We start from the raw sequence: 14,386 nt of genomic DNA, 5'->3' as shown, positions 1-14,386 counted from the left end.
TACTATCTTGAAATATCAGAAGGGAAGTACAGAATGAAAAACAGCTTTAAGTGTTATCTCGATTCGGCCGCAGCCCAAAAGAGGCTGTTCGATGAATCCATTAATAACGTTAAAGATTCTTTAGTAAAAGTTGTAGCTGAATCCACATTGCAAAGCAATAACGAGCTGCAATTCCTAAAGAAACCAGAACCCGTTTACTCAACCGGTTGGCTCAGGGGTTCTCTCTCTTATCCTTGGGCTATTATCGTCGGTATCATCATCCCATCGTTCTTTGGGAATAAATTTTAATTCAACTTAAATAAATTTTTTTGGGGGCCCGCCACAAGCGGGCTTTGTTTTTTAAAGATTATTCCTTAGCTTTTTTCCAACTCAAAATGCGCGATAGCAAATCAACTAAAACGACAACAAGCTATCGTTGTGAGAATAAAAGCGTCGGCCACAACCGATCAAGGCGAGTGCCGCGGCCATACTTGTATGGCCATGGTTGAGCCGTAAGGTTGGCGCTTGCGCCAGGATGGGGAGGGTGCAGGGAGGGGCCTGTGCGGCCTTCGCAAAAGAGCATCAAAGGCGAATGCTGCGGTTGCACTTGTGCAAACATAGCTGAGCCGTAATTGCTGATGCTGAAAGCATCCACTCTGAGCTGGGGCCCCGCCCGCATAACGTACTTTTTTTACTATTTAAAAAAACACCTTTGGCGGTCCACCCAAATTTTTTAAATTTGCAAAAAATGGAGATTTTATGGCAGCACTCATTTTAGACGGCAAGGCTCTTGCCAAGACTACTGAAGAAGAACTCAGCGCCCGCGTGGCAAAGCTCAAGGAAAAGACCGGCAAGACCCCTATTCTTGCAACGATTCTCGTGGGCGACGACCCGGCTAGCGCCACTTACGTCAAGATGAAGGGCAACGCCTGCGCTCGCGTGGGCATGGAAAGCATCCGCGTGGTGATGGACAAGAACACCACGACCGAAGAACTCTTAAACAAGATTCAGGAACTCAACGAGAACCCGAACGTGCACGGCATCCTCTTGCAGCACCCGGTTCCGCGCCACATCGACGAACGCGCCGCATTCGAAGCAATTGACGCCCGCAAGGACGTGGACGGCGTGACATGCCTCGGCTTTGGCCGCATGTCCATGGGCGAGAAGGCTTACGGTTGCGCAACGCCGGCCGGCATCATGCGTCTCCTCAAGGCTTACAACATTCCTCTCGCTGGCAAGCACGCCGTGGTCGTTGGCCGTAGCGCCATCCTCGGAAAGCCGATGGCCATGATGCTTTTGAACGCAAACTGCACCGTGACCATTTGCCACAGCAAGACCGAAAACCTCCCGGAATTCGTGAAGCAAGCAGATATCTTGGTCGGCGCCGTCGGCAAGCCGGAATTCATCAAGAAGTCCTGGATCAAGCCGGGTGCAGTCGTCGTGGACGCCGGTTACCATCCGGGCGGCGTGGGCGATATCGAAAAGGGTCTCGAAGATGTAGCATCCGCATACACTCCGGTACCGGGCGGTGTCGGTCCGATGACCATAAACACCCTCATCTACCAGAGCGTCGAATCCGGAGAATCGCTGATTAAGTAGATTTTAAGTATTAGGTTTTATAGGGGTTAGGCAATGCAATCCTTGAAGCGAAGCCGATAGGGTCAATGCATTCCAAGGCATTTAATGATTGATTCATCCGTCAGCAAATGGCTTAAAGTAACGAAGAGCGCCCTCGTGGCGCTTTTCGCTTTGTGCACACAGCATGCCTTTAGCGCTCCGACCACCGCATCTGAACTGCAAAAGCAAATGGTGCGCGACATGAAAAAATGCGGCAGCACCACCGAAGAAGTCGCATGCGCAGTCGAAGGCAAGGACGGCTGGCTCTTTTTGCAAGAGAGTTTATTAAACGCCACCAAGCGCTGGAACGACAACACGCCGCAAATCATCGCCTTCAAGGATTCGCTCGAAGCGCGAGGCATCAAGCTCATCGTCGTTCCCGTCCCCGACAAACTCTTAGCCGTTCCCGAACAATATTCAGACAAGGCGAAAAAAGGTATCAACCTTCCGCAATACAAGAAGTGGGTTCAGAAGCTCCGCAAAAATAAAGTTACCGTCATCGACGCGCTCGATAAAATCAAGGAGCTTCACAAGAACCAGGGCAACGAAACGTCCATGTTCGAACCATATGAAAGCCACTGCACGGGCCATGCAAGACTAGTGCTCGCAAACATGGCAGCGGATTCCATCGCTCCGCTCCTCTACGGCATGAACCGCAAGCACTACCCGCTACACGATACCATTGTCGATGGCACCGGGAACCTCTACGACCTACTCCACGGCGAAGAAATTGAATACAAAATAAAAGAGAAAAAAGTTTTGGGTACCGATGGCTACAAGTACCGCGGTTCCAAAAAAGCCCCCATCATCATCATCGGCGATAGCAACGTAAGCCAGGGCAAATCTTACGGAGCGCAAATCGGCGCATACATCGCAGCAGCGACAAGCGTCGAAACGTTTTCCATCAGCAAAGTCGGCGGAGGCAACATCGGTCCGCAAATGTTCAAAGGCAAAGAAAGCTTTTTAGAAGGCAAAAAAGCTGTCGTCTGGGTATTCGACGGCCGCGAACTCTACGGACATTTCAAAGCGCCGGAATTTTAAATCGCGATAAAATAAAATTTGAGGACCAACTACTTCAGTTTTTCCAAGAATTTTTTTGCGTCACACGATTCGACGAGGTCTTCGCCTAAAAGTTTTTGCAAACGCAACAAGTCATGGCGATCGACGCTATCGAGCACAACCGCCTTCTTAAAGCGGTCGCGGTGGCGCAACAGGAATTCCAAATTATTGATATCCGTCTTCGGGAAACCGTAACCGATAAAGTAAATCTCTTCGGCATTTTTCAGGTAGTAATCGGCCTTGGACCATAGCAAGTTGAAAAGGCTCCCGCGCAAGAACGATTCCTTCGCATGGGCCATCGGAATAAATATCGGCGTATCTTCGCAGTAAATCGGGAAACTACGATCTTGCGGTTCAACTACGCAAACGTTTTTCAAATCGAGTTCATCACTTGCGCCCTTGACCGGGAACCAGTTGAGCGACCCATGCAACTTGATAAGGTCAATCGTATGGGGTTTCAGGCCGCGTTTTGCAGAACGGTCAGCAGGGTCAATCTTGACGCCATAATCTACAGAAACTTTTTCAAAAAATTCTGCATCGTTTGCTATCGCCGTTTCAATCAACGTGTCGTAATTGAACGAAAGCAAGAGCGTCTCGCGAGAACCCGATGTAGAATCGTTTTCGCACGAGACCAAAAATTTTTTGAGAATCGCAGCCGCCGGTTCATCAAGTGCATTGTCGTTACGGATAACGCTTGCAATAAAACGCAAAAGTTCGAAGCGCAGCGATGCATGGTAAAGCCGTTCGCGCTCGCCCGGAAAAATCTGCGCCGAGAGAATCGACGTCGCTAAAGGCTCAATGCCCAAGTACTCGTCATCACCATTGCACAGCGCCAAAAAGCGTTTGCAGTAATCGCGGAAATGCGGAAACTCGTCCGGGATTCCAAAAGGGATAAGCTCGTTTAAATCGCGGAGCGTAGGCATCTGCGGCGAGAAGGACTTGCTGAAACCAGAACCAAGTACAAAAATACGTCTATAGCAATTCGACTGCATCATAGACTTAATGTATATTTTTTTAGTTACTAAGTGCCTTCGGCACAGTTACTAGTTAATAGTTACTTCGCCCTACGGGCTAGTTATTAGGACTTAGTTACTAGTAACTCGGAGCTGTTGCGAAGCAACCTTAACAACTACCCATTTACGCTATGGGCAAGTTTGCGTTTCTGGATCATAACGTTTGCTACCGCACCAGCTATAGATTTTCCCTCCTCTGCAAGTCTGCGATTCAAAATCGTAGACAATCTTTTTTTCTCCATATACGCCACGTACTTTTCCATTCTCACAGATTTGATCATCTGGAGCATATCTTTGCCCACCGCAAAGCTCGTACGGCACGCCTTCGTAACAGAAATGAGTTTTCACATCATATTCCTGTTCGCCACAGGTTCACCGCTCACCTCTTATGCATAAAGTAATAAAATACATTCGTTTACAACAAATGTTTTATTTATTTTACATGTTATATTAAGAATAGGATAACGTTACTAGAAATGCAGCCAGCCGGTTTCCATCGCGGTTACAGGAGCCACCTTGATATTGCCTTTTTCGGGAACTTCAAAGGCAAGCCCCGTCAAAAAATTCATCCAGCATTTCGGTTCAAACTTGAGACCGCAAAAATGCGAAAGGCATGGAACAATCCATGCGTCATGCGTCACGAAGATGTTGAAACGGGAATCAGCTTTCGCAAACATCATCTCGCGCATCTGTTCGGCACGCTCATGAAGCGGGTAAAACGCGTCATGCTCACCCGATTCAAGCCACTTGCATATTCCTTCGTAAAAGCCTTCCCTCAACGTCTGCTCGTAAGCAGGCACATCACGAACAAAAAAATCGCCTAAAGCATCAAGCGGCGTGACAGTTATTGAGGCGCCCGCGCCATCCATATATCCTGCAAGCTTTCGGCCTTCCGCAATGCACTGCGCCGTTTCCACGCAGCGTCCGACCGGACTCGAAAAATACACAGCATCGCCAAATGCCGGGAAAACGCGCCCCAACGAAACCGCCTGACGGCGCCCACGTTCCGTAAGCCCTACATGCGCCCCGAAATCCTTATCCTGCGGCGTAATGTGGTTGCGTTCGGCATGGCGCAACAGCAAATAAATTTTCGAATTCCAGTCAACCTGGGCAAAAAAATCTGAAGCGGGGAGAAAGTCGTTAGTCATAGGGTATTAGTTGGCAGAACTTAGGGACGTCATCCTGAAGCCTGTAGGGCTGATATAGAATTGTTGGTAATTTATTACCCTACAATTCTTAGGTTCGAAGGAGCAGGATCCAGTGAAATTTTAGTTGGCAGAACTTAGAAGAATCAAGCACCTATGGCGGCAGAAATCGGAATCCACAGAGCATGCCCAAGCACAAAGCTCAAGACGCCAAGCAAGAATCCGCAAACAATATCCGAGAACCAATGCACGCCAAAGTACACGCGCAAAAGCCCCCACGTGAGCGGCAAAAGCATCATGACCCAGCCATACTGCGGCACGCAATAAAACACCGTACTTGCCACCGCCAAATTGTTCATCGTATGGCCCGACGGAAAACTGTACTTATCAAGCGGCGGAACTTCGGCCTTGATTTGTGGATTTGCTGCAAACGGGCGCGGACGCTTGGTGCTGAGCTTAACGCCTTCATAAATCACAAGGCTCATCGCAAGCGAAACAAGAGCCTGCCAAAGAATCGGCAAGAAACTTTGCCAACCGATTTTCCAAACCAAAAACGCAATAAACAGAGCCCAGATATAGCCATCACCTAGGCGCACATAAAAGCGGAGCCAGCCGTTTACCTTTTGCGAAAAATGCCGATTCGTCCAATAAACCGAAACGCGGTTGTCAAAAACTTTAATTTTATTAAGCATCAACGTCAATTTAGAATTTTCCACTCGCAACTCCGCGTCAAAATTCCTATTATTTGAAAAAACAGGTGGCAAGTATTAGGTCCATTCCGCACTTCGTCATCCTGAACGACAGTGAAGGATCCAGAGAATTATCAAGAAACAACTGGATTCTTCGGCTACGCCTCAGAATGACGACTTTAGGACAACACCTAAACGAACAGTAATAAGTTCAGAAAATCCTTCCTACTGTCTACTGCCTACTAAACACTAACCACTAACCACTGATAAAAACATGCGCGTACTCGTTCTTAATTGCGGCTCATCCTCGGTGAAGTTCGCCGTCATCGACACACAGACCAAGCAGTCCATTGCAAGCGGACTCGTTGAAAACATCGGCGTCAACGGTCACACTAAAGCAAAGGGCCCCGAAGGCAACATCGACTTCAACTTCGATTGCCCCACGCATGCCGAAGCCGTCGATCAGGTCAAGAAGTTCCTCGATGCACAGAAGCTCACCTCTACAATCGAAGCTATCGGCCACCGCGTCGTGCATGGCGGTAAATATATCAAGAGCGAAAAGGTCTCTCAAGAAGTTATCGACTACATCCGCAGCATCACGCTGTTTGCACCGCTCCACGAACCGGCACACGCTACCGGCATGGAATGCGCTACCAAGTTCTTCCCGGGCCTCCCGCAAGTCGCTGTGTTCGATACAGCTTTCCACCAGACTATGCCGCAGAAGGCTTACCTCTACGGTATCCCGTACAAGTTCTACGAAAAAGACGGCATCCGTCGTTACGGTGCTCACGGCACAAGCCACCGCTTTGTGACTGCCGAAGCTTGCAAGGTTCTCGGCACCAAGCCCGAAGAAACTTGCCTCATCACGGCTCACCTCGGCAACGGCTCCAGCTGCTCCGCCATCTTGAACGGCCAGTGCGTCGATACCACGATGGGCTTCACCCCGCTCGAAGGCCTTATCATGGGCACCCGCTCCGGTAGCCTCGACCCGGCCATCCTCTTCTACATCGCAAAGAAGTACGGCGAAGAATACGGCACCATCGACAAGCTCGATCACCTCGTGAACAAGGAATCCGGCTTGCTCGGCCTCTCCGGCCTCTCGAACGACATGCGCACGCTCACGCAGGCCGCAAGCGAAGGCAACAAGCGCGCCCAAATCGCTCTCGACGTTTTCTGCTACCGCCTCACTCGTGAAATCGGTGGTCTTGCCATGGCTCTCCCGCGCATCGACGCTATCGTTTTCACGGGCGGCATCGGCGAAAACAGTTTCTACGTTCGCAAGCAGGCTCTCGACAACCTCAAGCTCCTTGGCTACCAAGTTGATGAAGAACGCAACCTCAAGAGTGGCAAGGAATCCAACCACCTCATCACGAAGGATGGCACGCCGAAGGCAATCGTCGTCGCAACAAACGAAGAATTGCTTATCGCTCTCGACACCGAAGCACTTGTGAAGTAGGCAGTAGACAGGGGGCCCTTCGGGCCTATCTGCTGGATTACACTTGTAACGAAAGAAGGCTCCGCATCCGGAGCCTTTGCTTTTTAGCAGTTTAACCAAAACCTTTCACTTCATTCTAGGATAATTTTTTACCTAGAGGCAACTAATTATACTTATTATCCCTATTTTCGAATTTTTTTACTGTAAACCGGCTGTTTTTCCCCAAAAGCTTTATTCCTGCCCATTTTGCGACCAAGAACATTATAATAAGCCCGCGTTGTTTGAGAAGATTCTAAAACAGCATCACTTTCGCCACCGACATGACCAGAAACCCTTTTGTATAACCCCTTGCCATTTTTTTCGCAAGGCGTTTCAATCCACCACCAAGAGTCTTGCGCATTTGAACTAATCCAGCCGCGTTGAGTTCCTCGCTCTGGATTCAGCGAATAACATTTTCCCGGTTCCATATTGTGTAATCCGCTACTATATATTTTTCCTAGAGTATATTCTTGATCGGCCCCCGCTACAAAAACATTTCCTTCACTTGACGAAGACATTTGTTTTGAACTACTCGATTCTACTAATTTCGAAGAAGAAGACCGTTCACTATTAACAGAACTACTCGACTTATCCTCTATTGATGATGACGAAATTTCAATGGTCTTTGAGCTACTGCTGGATTTTACATTCGACGAAGAAGATTTTGCGCTAGAGCTACTTGATGATATTTGACTACTAGATGACCGATCGCGCGACCGACAATAATCAAGTCTAGGCCTAATAAAATCAAAAACATCTTCTATCGTTCTGTTTTCTTTTTTCGGTAACTCAAACGTTCCAAAAGTTCTCTCAACCCCGTTCAGAATGCAAAAAATCATAACATCCGAATACGTACGCGCAGCTTCATTCGCAATTTTTAAAACTTGCTCATCCGTAATATTAGGCGGACTAACATGAGTTCTTCTGTACTTCAAGTTTTCTGTAATAGCAATAGATGTTGCATACGATGGCGTTGCACACCCCATAGACGTAGGCTCCCCCTGAACACAGTAATATACATCCCCTTCAATCTTCGGCGGCAAATCATCACCCTGCCCGCAATTATTTGAGTCGTAGTAACAGTCATAATAAAAATTTCCTTTTTTTTGTGCTGGAACGTTGGAATTGAAAGTTAGATATCCTTCACCATCGCTATAATACGCGATGAAGCCATCATCAGGGTCACCATTAAATTTGAGAGTCCCAACCATAGGCATCGGAGACCGACTCACGTAGGTAAACACAGAACACTTGCCGTCAAGATTGGGTTTGTAGCACGGAATAATATCACCCACGCTGCTGGAACTACTTTCGTCATCATCATCGTCGTCTTCGCTGGACGATGAATCGATTTCGTCTTCGGAACTAGACGATTCTACATCTTCACCGGACGAAGAACTTATTGCATAGGAACTAGAAGATTCCAGTTCCTCTTCTTCGGATGAGGAACTTTCTGCTTCGGAGCTGACAGGAGTCTCAGAAGAACTGCTTTGTTCATCTTCACCTACAGAAGAACTAGACTCGGCACAGCCGGGAAGAGATGTGCTTTTCAGCGGACTACAGGATGGATGTTGATCAGTATTGTAATATCCACCCCAATCGTTTGAAATGCCGTCATACACGCAATTATTCCTTGTCATCCTGCATTGCTTAGTGCAAGCGACGGTATCTTGTTTTAAACGATCTTGGACTTTTTTCGATGTACACGTATTGCAACCATAGATTATAACATAGCCATCACTACGTTCAATTCCATCACAAGAAACTGGTGACGATTCACTGGCTTCTACAATTTTGCCGTAATAGATTCCGCCTCCACCCATAAGAGACGAACATTCTCGTTCAAGCAAAGTATTATACTCTACAGCAACCGTGTAGGAATCAATCAAATCACAATTCGCACTCAGCTTTGATATCAGGACAATTGCGCATAACACAACGAACTTTTTCATCACACGGCAAATTCCTACAGCCTTCCAAACATAATTTACCATGTGTCGGCCTGCTCTTTGGTCCTTCCAATCGAATATCAATAACACTGCTACTATCCTCCAAAACAGTTTTCGTTTCTTCACTTCGCTTATTCAAATCGCTTGGGTGTTCTTTCTTCTCCGAACACCCCACGTTTAGCAACGCAAATGCTATAGCGAATATCAAATATTTAACTTTCATACAAAGTTCTCCTAAGATTAAAATAATAATATTTTATACAAAATCAAAATTCACAATCTACATTTTCAAACAAAGACAAAAAAAATCAATAAAGAAAATGCCCACCCGAAGGTGAGCATGACACTCTAGTAACTATCGACTAGTAACTGCGCGCTCTGGCGCTTACTTAATCGTCCATGTCTGATTGTTGACGCGGAGAATCTTGCGGCCCTGAATCTGAGCAGAAACACTCTTGACTTCAGCCGGGTTCACAGGCAGCTTGGCGTTCCAAATCACACGGCCCTTCATATCCATGATCTTTACGGTACCGCGCTTTGCCATCACAGCATTCTGCCAAGTGTTCTTCGGCTGAGCGATTTGCGGCTTCAGGCCTGCACGTTTTTCATCGACAATGATGTACAATGGAATCGTCACATTCATACCGCTCGGGTCAGAAACCTTGACGCCGATAGCGTATTTGTTACCTTCCTTGTACGCAAGATCCTTAATAGACGTTACGGTAAGTTCAGAACCCTTCAAAGAAATGGTCATATACTTTGCCAAGGCGCTTGTTTCGTTCGGCACGTAGGTAAGCGTGTCACCGTCAACGTCCTTAACAAACGTTGCAAGATTCCACTTGACATTCCAATTAGAAGAGCGCACATAAACCGTATCGCCATGCAAAAGCACAGGCTTGTCGTTCACCGGAGTGATATTCACGCAGAATTCAAAACTCTTGGAACCGGACTTTTTGTCCGTTGCCGTCACGACTACATAAGCCTTGCCCGAAGAATCTGGTGCAGAGTTGATTTCGAGAACGCCCTTGTCCGTAATTTCGACCTTGAGCTTTCCATCCTTGCTCTTAGCACTGAATGTCAGCGAATCGCCTTCCGGATCCTTGAACCAAGAGGCCACCACAGACTTCGTGTACTTCAAGGCTCTCGAAGTCGGGAAATCTTCAGTCACAGTCGTATCAAGCGTCTTAGCATCCACGACAACAGTCGGGAGCAAGTTGCGCTTATCGACCACAATCGTCACCATAGCAGCGTTGGACTTCGTACCATTGACAACAGCAAAGTAGCCAAAGTAATCAATACCTTCGAAACCGGCTTCAGGCTTGTAAGTAAAGCTACCATCCTTGTTCAAGGTGAGCGTACCATTAGCAGGCATCTGGGCAACAACAGCTTCCATGCCTTTCGTGACACCTTCTGGATATTTGTCATTGGCAAGAACACCCTTCTTGGCATCCACAGTCAAAGTGCTGTCATTAAACGTGGAGTATTCATCCTTCTCGGCCTGAGCAACATCCTTCGGGGAAACTAACTTCACATAAAGGGTTACGCCCACAGAATCCCTTCCATCCGATGCATAGAAGAAGATAGAAGCAATACCACTAGCCTTGGCCACCGGCTTCAAGGAGATGAAGTAGTTGCTTGCATTCACGCTATCAACTGTTGCAACAATTTTCGTTCCGATAGCCTTGTAAGTGAACTTCTGCGTGCCCTCAGTCACTTCACGATCGCTAAAGACCAAGGCCTTGGTCGAAATCTTGATTTGCGAGACGGTATCTTCATCAAAGTCCATGTCAATAGCCAAAGTATCCTTGAGGAATGTACTATCAACAACTGTAACAGTCGGCTTAGCATTAACCGGTTCCACATGAATAACCACAGTAGCCTTGTTACTAATCATATCGTGGTTTGCAGTTTCCACGAGCACATAAGTCAATGTGTCATCGCCACGGAAGGAACTATCCGGCGTATAGACAAACGAGCCCAACTGAGAAAAATCTGTCAACTTACCATGCTTGGTCGAATCTATAGGCACAACGAGGAAGTCATCGCCATCCAAATCATAACCAATTACAGCAAGCCCACGAACAATGGGTACTATCAAGACTTCACCTTCGGTAACCGTGTACGAAGTATCGACAGCAACAGGCGGGGTGTTCGAATCCTTAATAGATACGACATAGCTGACATGAACCAAGTCCGACTTTCCATCCGTTGCAGAGACGGCAATAACGACAGAAGTATCCTTTTTGACTCCAGACGGAACAATCTTGATGGTATCCTTCAAAGTAGCCTTATCGAGCGAAGTCAAGACCTTCATCAAGTTGGCAGACATTTCCACAACAAAGGTAAGCTTGTCGTTATCTTCGTCAGCGAACAAATCACCAAGAGGAATCTTCAACGTGTCCGCCTCGTCCATGCTCTTAACCACGGCTTCGATAGTATCATACGGAGCAAGCACCTTTGTGGGGTGGTTCTCTGCAGGAGGATCGTCGGGGCATTCCGGGTCACCCGGGCAAGTCGGACCAACCGGTCCTTCACCTTCATCGGTAATTGTAATATTAAACTGTGTCTTTGCAGATTCCGTTCCGCTCAAAGCAAGAACTGTAAGCGTCAAAGAAGTATCCTTATCGAGGTTCTTCGAAACATAGACAAGCGTATCCTTCAAAGCCGGAGCCCCTGCAGGCTTGACCATTGTCAAGATGTTGGCGGCGGTCAAAGACGTTGCAATCGTCACCTCGGCACCTTCTTTCGCAGCAAAGATCTTCGAAAGAGGAATCTTCAAGGAATCCGATTCTTTCATAGTTACGGTTTGAACTTTGTCATAGGGTTCAAGAAGCTTAAGGGTCGGTTCTTCAACAACCGTTTCGCATTCACCAAGAGAAACTGCGGCAAACGTAATAACGTTCTTATTTCTCTCGGAATCGCTTGACTCAAGATTCTTGGCAATGCCTTCCTTGTAGTTCACCTGGATGGCCTGCTGTTGCGTCAAATCCAAACTGACTGTAGTGCCCCAGCCACCTTCCTGAGCCAAGCTCTGGAAGTCAACATACTTGGCGGCAAATTCTTCTTGTGCAGGAAGGACTACACCGTAAAAATTATAATCCGTTACCGTAGGCTGCTTAAAGTCCACTCGGAAAGGACGATCCGCCTTATAAGTGAAACAAATACCAGAATATGCCGAAAGGTCTGTCGGAGCATCCTGGCCATTCACAGATTTCCATACGAACCCAAAACCAGCAGTGCTATAATCACTCGAATTCAGATCCAAAGCTACCGTAAACTGTTTATACCCTTCCTGGGTATCAACCAGTTTACCCGTAGTAGAACCACCTTGTGCAAAGCTGAACCAATTTTGTTCGGGCTGCACATCGTTGCCCGTAGGCTTATCAAAACTCCAAACCGTCGCGGCGTGACCCATCGTGACACCGGCCAACGCCATCACCAAAGACAAAGATAGCGATTTCATCTTCTTCAACTCCTCTAAGTAAAACACCTGACACCCATCAGGATAAATCTATATTATCCTTACGCAAATGTCACTAGGGGAGCTAAAAAAAATCATCCCAAATTGTCAAGGACCTCAAATCGTTCGTAGGCCTGTTCGAGAGCCGCCTCGGCATCCGAAATCTTTTTCTGGAGCTCCACAATGAGGGGCGCATTCGTGTAGACCTCGGGTTTGGAAAGTTCTAGCTGAAAATCGGCAATTTCCTTTTCGAGTTTTTCAATTTTTTCGGGGAGGGCCGCGTATTCGCGCTCTTCGTTATAGCTGCGCTTTTTCTTTTTTGCAGGCGCGGGGGTCGCAGAAGCGGCGCCGGCGCCGGCATTAGAGCGGGCTTGCTTTTCGGCTTCGCGTTCGGCGGCCAGGCGGGCTGCCTGGGCGGCTTCCTTGTCGCGGAGCTTCTTGTTCGCCTCGTAATCGGAGTAGCCGCCAACCGCCTCGAAAACGCGCCCGCCATCTTCGATGGCGAGGATGCCTGTGGCCACAGAATCGAGGAAGGCACGGTCATGACTGACAGTCAGGACGGTGCCGTTATAGTCCGCCAAAAGTTCCGCCAAAAGGTCGAGGGTCTCCATGTCCAAATCGTTCGTCGGTTCGTCAAGCACCAACACATTGCTCGGGTGGCTAAAGAGGCACGCGAGCAAAAGGCGATTGCGTTCACCACCGCTAAGCGCGCTAATCGGGCCTCGGGCGCGATCGGCAGAGAACAAAAAGTCTTGCAAATAACTTAACACATGACGTTTGACGCCATTCAGCGTGATGTAAGCTTGACCGTCACCGATATTCTCGATGAGCGACTTGTCTTCGCGCAAGCGAGTACGCATCTGGTCGAAATACGCAATGTGGAGGTTGCTGCCCAAACGGACTTCACCTGATTCCGGCTGGAGTTCGCCAAGAATCAAGCGCAAAAGCGTCGTCTTTCCAGAGCCATTCGGCCCCACAATGCCGATGCGGTCGCCACGGCTAATTTCCGTCGAGAGGTCGTTAATGAGCGGGCTGCCATCGTATGAATAGCTCACGTTCTTGAGGCGCGCAACAAGGCGCCCCGAACGGTCGGCTTCCGTAATCTGCATGTTCACATTGCCTGTACGGGAGCGGCGAGCCGCGCGTTCTTCGCGCATCTTGATGAGGGCGCGGACTCGCCCCTCGTTGCGCGTACGGCGGGCCTGGATGCCCTTGCGGATCCAGACTTCTTCTTCGGCAAGTTTCTTATCGAAAAGCGCGTTCGCCTTTTCTTCTTCGGCAAGAGCCTGGTCCCTGAATTGCACAAACTTGTCGTACGGGAAATCCCAACTGCGCACGCGCCCACGGTCCAGTTCAAAAATGCGGGTCGCTGTACGGCGCACAAAAGCGCGGTCATGGCTCACGAACATCACCGCACAAGAAAGACGCGTTACAATCCCTTCTAGCCATTGGATAGCAGGAATATCCAGATGGTTCGTCGGCTCGTCAAGCAGCAATAAATCCGGGTCCTCAGCCACAGCTCGTGCGAAAAGCACACGGCGCTTCTGGCCTCCGCTCAAGCTATCGTAAGGCGCATCTGCATCGATGCCCGTCTTGCCAAGAATCGCCTCGGCAGTCGCGTTATGCGCACCATCGTCCAAAATCTTCTTGGAAATCACAGATCCACCGCTCACCACGGACACGCGACCCATAACGATGTCGCGAACTGTCCCGTCGAGATGCGCCGGAATTTCCTGAATCATGCGCGCAACCTTGAGCCCCGACTTCTTCACGATTTCGCCGGAATTGGTATCCATCTCGCCGGTCAGTACTTTCAACAGCGTACTCTTGCCTTCGCCGTTACGACCGACAAGGCAAATGCGGTCGCCCGCCTCGATATCGAACGAGACATTATCCAAAAGCGGAGGACCGCCAAAACGCAGCAAAATATTCTGAGCCGACAAAATGGGCATAAATTAACCCTTCCATAATAACTTTTTCACTTCAAAAAATAGAAAAAAC

11 protein-coding genes are annotated in these 14,386 nt (G+C 48.4%); 4 read left to right on the top strand and 7 right to left on the bottom strand.

The genetic code is table 11. The annotated features are described in order from the left end of the window. The first annotated feature begins 33 nt into the window (after window positions 1-33). The 3 genes from HUF13_RS13600 to HUF13_RS13590 all read left to right on the top strand — a co-directional run bounded on the left by HUF13_RS13600 (window position 34) and on the right by HUF13_RS13590 (window position 2,637). Entirely contained in the window at window positions 34-288 is a 255-nt protein-coding gene (locus tag HUF13_RS13600; RefSeq protein WP_173475634.1) for a hypothetical protein, read from the top strand. Window positions 289-738: 450 nt separating this feature from the next. Then, window positions 739-1,578 carry a bifunctional methylenetetrahydrofolate dehydrogenase/methenyltetrahydrofolate cyclohydrolase FolD gene (gene folD, locus HUF13_RS13595; RefSeq protein ID WP_173475633.1) on the top strand — a complete coding sequence of 280 codons (840 nt, stop codon included), beginning with the start codon at window positions 739-741 and terminating at the stop codon, window positions 1,576-1,578. 84 nt (window positions 1,579-1,662) lie between these two features. Continuing rightward, window positions 1,663-2,637, top strand: a complete 975-nt coding sequence (locus tag HUF13_RS13590) for a hypothetical protein (protein ID WP_173475632.1) — start codon at window positions 1,663-1,665, stop codon at window positions 2,635-2,637. Between the two features lie 29 nt (window positions 2,638-2,666). Here HUF13_RS13590 and HUF13_RS13585 read toward each other — a convergent pair whose 3' ends face one another. The 4 genes from HUF13_RS13585 to HUF13_RS13570 all read right to left on the bottom strand — a co-directional run bounded on the left by HUF13_RS13585 (window position 2,667) and on the right by HUF13_RS13570 (window position 5,529). After that, window positions 2,667-3,650, bottom strand: a complete 984-nt coding sequence (locus HUF13_RS13585) for an SIR2 family protein (protein ID WP_173475631.1) — start codon at window positions 3,648-3,650, stop codon at window positions 2,667-2,669. Window positions 3,651-3,797: 147 nt separating this feature from the next. Beyond that, window positions 3,798-4,016: a hypothetical protein gene (locus HUF13_RS13580; protein WP_173475630.1), complete on the bottom strand. Its 219-nt coding sequence runs from the start codon at window positions 4,014-4,016 to the stop codon at window positions 3,798-3,800. 122 nt (window positions 4,017-4,138) lie between these two features. After that, window positions 4,139-4,816, bottom strand: coding sequence for a histidine phosphatase family protein (locus HUF13_RS13575; protein WP_173475629.1), 678 nt, complete (start codon window positions 4,814-4,816; stop codon window positions 4,139-4,141). 143 nt (window positions 4,817-4,959) lie between these two features. Continuing rightward, entirely contained in the window at window positions 4,960-5,529 is a 570-nt protein-coding gene (locus HUF13_RS13570; protein ID WP_304039185.1) for a phosphatase PAP2 family protein, read from the bottom strand. A 247-nt stretch (window positions 5,530-5,776) separates the two neighbouring features. Between HUF13_RS13570 and HUF13_RS13565 the strand changes: the two genes are divergently transcribed. Then, window positions 5,777-6,958, top strand: coding sequence for an acetate/propionate family kinase (locus tag HUF13_RS13565; RefSeq protein ID WP_173387977.1), 1,182 nt, complete (start codon window positions 5,777-5,779; stop codon window positions 6,956-6,958). Window positions 6,959-7,119: 161 nt separating this feature from the next. Here the strand turns inward: HUF13_RS13565 and HUF13_RS13560 are convergent, their stop codons facing one another. The 3 genes from HUF13_RS13560 to HUF13_RS13550 form a co-directional block, all read right to left on the bottom strand. Further along, a complete protein-coding gene (locus tag HUF13_RS13560; protein ID WP_173475628.1) occupies window positions 7,120-8,970 on the bottom strand; it encodes a hypothetical protein in 1,851 nt (616 codons plus the stop codon). A gap of 340 nt (window positions 8,971-9,310) precedes the next feature. After that, window positions 9,311-12,388: an Ig-like domain-containing protein gene (locus HUF13_RS13555; protein ID WP_173475627.1), complete on the bottom strand. Its 3,078-nt coding sequence runs from the start codon at window positions 12,386-12,388 to the stop codon at window positions 9,311-9,313. A gap of 92 nt (window positions 12,389-12,480) precedes the next feature. Beyond that, entirely contained in the window at window positions 12,481-14,337 is a 1,857-nt protein-coding gene (locus HUF13_RS13550; protein ID WP_173475626.1) for an ATP-binding cassette domain-containing protein, read from the bottom strand. Between the last annotated feature and the right edge of the window lie 49 nt (window positions 14,338-14,386).

The sequence above is a fragment of the Fibrobacter succinogenes genome, from assembly GCF_902779965.1.
Lineage (GTDB): Bacteria > Fibrobacterota > Fibrobacteria > Fibrobacterales > Fibrobacteraceae > Fibrobacter > Fibrobacter succinogenes_F.
The sequence above is the reverse complement of the archived record's forward strand: the minus strand, read 5'-3'. Positions and strand labels throughout refer to the sequence as shown.

What these genes read in the sequence shown, in the direction of transcription:
- HUF13_RS13600 (WP_173475634.1), top strand. Translation starts at nt 34, where the DNA reads ATGAAAAACAGCTTTAAGTGTTATCTCGATTCGGCCGCAGCCCAAAAG.
- folD (WP_173475633.1), top strand. Translation starts at nt 739, where the DNA reads ATGGCAGCACTCATTTTAGACGGCAAGGCTCTTGCCAAGACTACTGAA.
- HUF13_RS13590 (WP_173475632.1), top strand. Translation starts at nt 1,663, where the DNA reads ATGATTGATTCATCCGTCAGCAAATGGCTTAAAGTAACGAAGAGCGCC.
- HUF13_RS13585 (WP_173475631.1), bottom strand. Translation starts at nt 3,650, where the DNA reads ATGATGCAGTCGAATTGCTATAGACGTATTTTTGTACTTGGTTCTGGT.
- HUF13_RS13575 (WP_173475629.1), bottom strand. Translation starts at nt 4,816, where the DNA reads ATGACTAACGACTTTCTCCCCGCTTCAGATTTTTTTGCCCAGGTTGAC.
- HUF13_RS13565 (WP_173387977.1), top strand. Translation starts at nt 5,777, where the DNA reads ATGCGCGTACTCGTTCTTAATTGCGGCTCATCCTCGGTGAAGTTCGCC.
- HUF13_RS13560 (WP_173475628.1), bottom strand. Translation starts at nt 8,970, where the DNA reads ATGGTAAATTATGTTTGGAAGGCTGTAGGAATTTGCCGTGTGATGAAA.
- HUF13_RS13555 (WP_173475627.1), bottom strand. Translation starts at nt 12,388, where the DNA reads ATGAAATCGCTATCTTTGTCTTTGGTGATGGCGTTGGCCGGTGTCACG.
- HUF13_RS13550 (WP_173475626.1), bottom strand. Translation starts at nt 14,337, where the DNA reads ATGCCCATTTTGTCGGCTCAGAATATTTTGCTGCGTTTTGGCGGTCCT.